This window comes from Sinomonas sp., from assembly GCF_036848755.1.
In the GTDB taxonomy this organism is placed as follows: Bacteria; Actinomycetota; Actinomycetes; order Actinomycetales; family Micrococcaceae; genus Sinomonas.
The window spans coordinates 875-4,355 of the sequence record NZ_DAIUJO010000186.1 but is presented as its reverse complement, the minus strand read 5'-3'; the positions used below and the strand labels follow the sequence as shown (position 1 = coordinate 4,355).

General features: G+C 69.2%; 6 protein-coding genes. All 6 read right to left on the bottom strand.

Going from position 1 to position 3,481, the window contains the following annotated elements:
- Positions 1 to 18: 18 nt before the first annotated feature.
- Positions 19 to 237: a hypothetical protein gene (locus tag V7053_RS18085; protein WP_334173650.1), complete on the bottom strand. Its 219-nt coding sequence runs from the start codon at positions 235 to 237 to the stop codon at positions 19 to 21.
- A gap of 521 nt (positions 238 to 758) precedes the next feature.
- Entirely contained in the window at positions 759 to 1,226 is a 468-nt protein-coding gene (locus V7053_RS18080) for a GatB/YqeY domain-containing protein (RefSeq protein WP_334173649.1), read from the bottom strand.
- Positions 1,227 to 1,320: 94 nt separating this feature from the next.
- Positions 1,321 to 1,560, bottom strand: a complete 240-nt coding sequence (locus V7053_RS18075; protein WP_334173648.1) for a hypothetical protein — start codon at positions 1,558 to 1,560, stop codon at positions 1,321 to 1,323.
- Between the two features lie 130 nt (positions 1,561 to 1,690).
- Positions 1,691 to 2,062, bottom strand: coding sequence for a VOC family protein (locus V7053_RS18070; RefSeq protein WP_334173647.1), 372 nt, complete (start codon positions 2,060 to 2,062; stop codon positions 1,691 to 1,693).
- A gap of 191 nt (positions 2,063 to 2,253) precedes the next feature.
- Positions 2,254 to 3,021: an ABC transporter permease gene (locus V7053_RS18065; protein ID WP_334173646.1), complete on the bottom strand. Its 768-nt coding sequence runs from the start codon at positions 3,019 to 3,021 to the stop codon at positions 2,254 to 2,256.
- A partial coding sequence (locus V7053_RS18060; RefSeq protein ID WP_334173645.1) for an ATP-binding cassette domain-containing protein occupies positions 3,018 to 3,481 on the bottom strand: 464 nt, incomplete at its 5' end. The genes V7053_RS18065 and V7053_RS18060, both read right to left, overlap by 4 nt.

The following is a 3,481-nucleotide window of genomic DNA, read 5'->3' as shown; positions in this document are numbered from 1 at the left end:
CCGTCCCCGGTGCGGGCTTCAGTCCTTCCCTTGGGCACGGCGGGCCCGGTCCCTGATGAACTTCTGGTCTCGGGCCGAGAGGCCGTACTCCCCGTGGGGGTCGACGGGCAGCCGGACACCGCTGGCAGCACCGATCGCGTTCACCACGGTGCGCGGCAGCACCACGCTCCCGGGATTCTCCAGGAGCCACCTTCGGGTCTCCCCGCCCAGCGAGTCCCAGCATGCCTCGACAGTCATCGTGTGTCCCTCCCTCTCGCAGAACACTCTCCGCCTCCCGGGCACCGCGGTGAAGGGACTTCCGTCCCTCGGCACGGGGCTTCGGTCCCTCGGCACGGGACCTTCTGCCCTTGGAAGGTGCGGCCCGCAGCGGGACCCTGATCATGGGCCCGCCTCGGAGCCGGGGCGAACGCCGCTGCACGCCCTCACCCCACTGATCGACCCTGGGGGCCAGCAACCCGGGCGGGCTGGTCCCAAAGCTGTCAGGGAGAACCCATGGCCTCGCGCCCCAACCCCGCAGAACCACCCATCGGAACCCCACGGGAGCCGTTGGGCAGATGGCCCTCGCGCCCGCGTAACGGGCGTAGCCGCAGCGACCCCCCGGCGTTGCGTTCCCACGAGCGCGACCTCGAGGACCTGACCCGCGCCGGACTCAGCGACGACGAGGCAGAGGCCCAGATGGCGCGACTTGAGCAGGGCGAGACTTGGGCAGGATGACGCGCTGCTTGAAGGGGCGTACTGCGCGCGCTGCTTGAAGGGGACTACTGGAGGGCGAGCTTGGCGCGCACGATCTCGCTGACCGTCTTTCCGTCGAATCGTCCCGCAACCTCCGCGGTGACCGGCTTCATGACCTGCCCCATCTGGCGCACACTCGGTTCCAAGCCAGCGGATTTGAGGCCAGCGATGACGTCGTCGACGATCGCCTCGACTTCTTCGTGCGAGAGCGCCTGAGGCAGGTATGCCTCGATAACCATGGCCTCGGCGAGCTCGCGGTCGGCGCGGTCCTGCTCCCCTGCGTTGTTGTAGATGGCAGCGGTTTCACGCCGCTTGGCTGCCTCCTTCTGGAGCAGGCTCGTCAGCTGGGCATCATCGAGGGCAGTCGGGGTCTTGCCGGACTTCTCGCGGGTCTCGATCTCGCCGAGGACGTTGCGGACAGTCTGGAGGGCAATCCTGTCGCCGTCCTTCATGTGCTTCACGACGTCGGCCTGCAACTGGTCCTTGATGGACATTCCCGCACCTTCTTCCTCCCTCTCGATGGTAGACGGTCGCGGTGGCGCTTCAGCAGAGAGCAGCCCCCGGCGGTCTAGATCGGACGACGGGCCTTCAGGAACAATCGGACGAGGAGTCCGAGGCCGCGGGGATACGGTAGACCTCGTACGCGTCGAGCTCGATGAGCTTCCGCACACCCACCTTGTCCACGGCCCAGAACAGGCCCATCTTCGGGTGGGCCGTGTCGACTTGCCCTTCGAAGTGCTTCTCGCCCCGCACTCGCGCCTCGATCTCCGCACCCGGCAGGAGCTCGTGGCACGACCGCACCCTCTCCCCCATCGCCGCATCTCGCATTTCTTCTCCCTCTGTGGACCCTTTCTCGACCTTCACCAGTCGGCTACCCCGCCCCAGGCAGGGACTACCGGAAGATCCGATGAACGGCCGGCGAACGGCTGGTCGCGGCGCCCGGCGCGCCGTCGCGCCCTCAGCCCTGCCTCAGCCCCAGAGTGTTTCCATCCGGGTCCTTGAACCACGCGCCCAGCGCGGGCCCAATCTGCGCGATGTGCCTGCTTGTCTTGAGGGGCCCCTCTGAATAGTCGAGGAAGACGACTCCCTTTGATTCGAGATCCTCGACCGTCCTTTGGAGGTCCTCCACCTCGAAATGAGCGAGGGTGTGGACAGTTTCGAGAGCCGGCCGTTTGAACACGGACAGCTCGCTGTGCTCGCCGCAGCGGTAGCGAACGGACGCCGGATTCTCCCACAGCTGCGTCAGGCCGAGGGTCTCACCGTAGAAGCGCTTGGCTTTCTCCAGGTCCGTGACCGGAATGGTGGCGACGGCCATGGTTGCAGTGATCATCGTGACCTCCTGACCGCGACGAGCCTCACGGCCCAATCTGATGAGATCAGGCTGACAGCGCATCGGCCTTGCTGGCAATGCCTGGGTCGGCAGGCCACTCCGGCGGGCTTCGTGGTTGATCGCAGCAGTGAGCCGGAACTGGTCCTTCGGGCTTCGACGGCGCCCCCTCGGGACAAGCGCTAGGGGACCGGCTAGCGGTCGAGCTCGAGCCGCGACCACGCGGCGACCGTGAGAGCTCCGAACACGAGCGGCACCACGGCGACGAGCGCGAGCGCGCCTGCCGGGATCGCATCCGGCTGGACGGCCCACAGCGCGGGCGCAGATCCGGGCCACCATTCACCGATCCCCGCGACGACCGCCACCTGGGCCGAGACGACCAGCCCCACGGCCGTGCCGATCCCCGCGAGGAGCCCGCGCGAGAGGGTCACGGCCCAAGCGCACGGCACCGAGAGCAGCGCCGTGAGCAGGCAGAGCGCGGCCTCCCGGGCGAGCGCGAGGAGCGCGTCGCCCTCGGGCAGGCCGAATCCCAGCGCGAGGCCTACGACGGCGAGAGAAGCCACCGTGAACAGCGTCACGAGCGCACACCACGAGAGGGCGACGACGAGCTTTGCGAGGGCGATCGACCGCAGCGGCACGGGGAGGGCGAACAGGCCGGATACGGTGTGGTCGAGGAATTCCCGGCCGAGTATCCAGGTCATGCCGATGCCGAAGGCGAGGAGTACCCCAGCGGCGGTGATCTGCTCGGCGATCTCGATGAAGCCCGCCCACCCGGAGCCGTGAACGAGCAGCGCGAGCTTCGCGGCGACGATGCCGGAACCGTCCGCGCGCGCGAGCGCGAAGGCTCCAGAGAGGATCGCGATGCCGGAGGCGACCAGGACCATGGTCGCCCACAGCGTCCGGCTCGCTGCCGCCTTGCGCGTCTCGACGGCGATGGCCGCGCCAAGGAAGGGCAGACTCATGGCTCCATGCCGCCCGCCCCGAGCCGTCTCTCGTCGTCGGCATACACGGCGTCGAAGAATGCCCGCTCGAGGTCGGCGTGGCCGGTTGCGAGCGTTCCGATGAGCCGCCCCGCATTGAGGAGGGAGATGCGGTCCGCGATCCGGGCCACCTCGTCAAGGTGATGGCTCGAGACGAGGACGCCGGCGCCCTCGGCGGCTCGCCGCAGCAGCGTCTCCCGAAGCAGGATGATCCCGCGGGGGTCGAGGGAGTTCGTGGGCTCGTCGAGAACGATGAGCCGCGGGCCGTGCAGGAGGACCGCGGCGAGGCCGAGCCGCTGGCGGTTTCCGAGTGACAGTGTCCGAGCACGCCTCGCGGCGAGCGCCTCAAGGCCGAGCTCGGCGAGGGCGGCGTGGACGAGCTCCGGCCCCCGGGCGGGGTGCGCCGCCCGGGGGGGGGGGGGGGGGGCGCGGGGGGGCGGGG

Bases quoted from the DNA above. Each gene is read 5' to 3' on its own strand.
- V7053_RS18085 (WP_334173650.1), bottom strand. From the start codon at position 237: ATGACTGTCGAGGCATGCTGGGACTCGCTGGGCGGGGAGACCCGAAGG.
- V7053_RS18080 (WP_334173649.1), bottom strand. From the start codon at position 1,226: ATGTCCATCAAGGACCAGTTGCAGGCCGACGTCGTGAAGCACATGAAG.
- V7053_RS18075 (WP_334173648.1), bottom strand. From the start codon at position 1,560: ATGCGAGATGCGGCGATGGGGGAGAGGGTGCGGTCGTGCCACGAGCTC.
- V7053_RS18070 (WP_334173647.1), bottom strand. From the start codon at position 2,062: ATGATCACTGCAACCATGGCCGTCGCCACCATTCCGGTCACGGACCTG.
- V7053_RS18065 (WP_334173646.1), bottom strand. From the start codon at position 3,021: ATGAGTCTGCCCTTCCTTGGCGCGGCCATCGCCGTCGAGACGCGCAAG.